The following is a 1,384-nucleotide window of genomic DNA, read 5'->3' as shown; positions in this document are numbered from 1 at the left end:
GGGTCTGTAAAAAGAACGGTGTAACTCCCGATCAAGGAAGTAGCACCTGATGACAGACGTGACCGTCTCGGCCGAGGCCGTGGAGGCCGGGCGGCCGGTGGAGTTGCAGCCGGACGCCCTGGACGACCAGTTGATCGGGCAGTTGGTTGACCGGGCCCGTGCGAGCGGGCTGCAGCTCACCGGCGCTGGCGGCCTGCTCCAGCAGCTCACGAAGAAGCTCCTGGAGTCCGCGCTCGAAGGCGAGATGACGGACCACCTCGGCTACGAGAAGCACGACCCGGCCGGGGCCGGCAGTGGCAACTCGCGCAACGGAACCCGCTCGAAGACTGTGCTGACCGAGGTCGGGCCAGTCGAGATCGACGTCCCCCGGGACCGCGAGGGCTCGTTCGAGCCGCAGCTGGTCCGCAAGCGCCAGCGGCGGTTGTCGGGGGTGGACGAGATGGTGCTGTCGCTGTCCGCCCGCGGTCTGACGCACGGTGAGATCTCCGCGCACCTGGCCGAAGTCTACGGCGCGGACGTCTCCAGGCAGACCATCTCCACCATCACCGACCAGGTCATCGAGGGCATGGCCGAGTGGCAGAACCGGCCTCTCGACCCGGTCTACCCGGTGGTGTTCATCGACTGCGTGCACGTGAAGCTCCGCGACGGCCAGGTCGCCAACCGGCCGATCTACGTCGCGCTCGCGGTTACCGTCGAGGGCACCAGGGAGATCCTCGGACTGTGGGCCGGCGATGGCGGCGAGGGCGCCAAGTACTGGCTCCACGTGCTGACCGAGATCAAGAACCGCGGTGTCGCGGACGTCTGCATGGTGGTCTGCGACGGCCTCAAGGGCCTGCCTGACGCCATTGCCGCGGTCTGGCCGCAGGCCGTCACCCAGACCTGCATCGTGCACCTGATCCGGGCCTCGTTCCGCTATGCGGCCCGGCAGGACTGGGACAAGATCTCCAAGGCCCTCAAGCCCGTCTACACGGCTCCGACCGAGGAGGCGGCGCTTGAGCGGTTCGTGGAGTTCACCGAGGCCTGGGGCCGGAAGTATCCGGCGATCGTGCGGCTCTGGGAGAACGCCTGGGCGGAGTTCGTGCCGTTCCTGAGCTTCGATGTCGAGGTCCGCCGGGTCATCTGCACCACGAACGCGATCGAGTCCGTGAACGCGCGGATCCGCAAGGCCGTCCGCTCGCGCGGGCATTTCCCGAACGAGCAGGCGGCCCTGAAGTGCGTCTACATGGCGATCATGTCGCTCGACCCGACCGGGGCCGGCCGCAAGCGCTGGATGACCCGGTGGAAGGCCGCACTCAACGCCTTCGAGATCGCCTTCGACGGCCGACTCTCCGTCGGCCGCCGCTAACTCAACCCAACCGAGTTACACCGTTCACTGGACAGACCC

General features: G+C 67.6%; 1 protein-coding gene. It reads left to right on the top strand.

The window, feature by feature from the left end:
• Positions 1-58: 58 nt before the first annotated feature.
• Complete coding sequence (locus tag ACWD4U_RS34775; RefSeq protein ID WP_449787418.1) at positions 59-1,345, top strand: IS256 family transposase; 1,287 nt, start codon at positions 59-61, stop codon at positions 1,343-1,345.
• Positions 1,346-1,384: the final 39 nt, after the last annotated feature.

Source organism: Kitasatospora sp. NPDC002522, from assembly GCF_053595195.1.
Note: the sequence above shows the minus strand (reverse complement) of the source record. Positions and strands in the feature narration are given on the sequence as shown.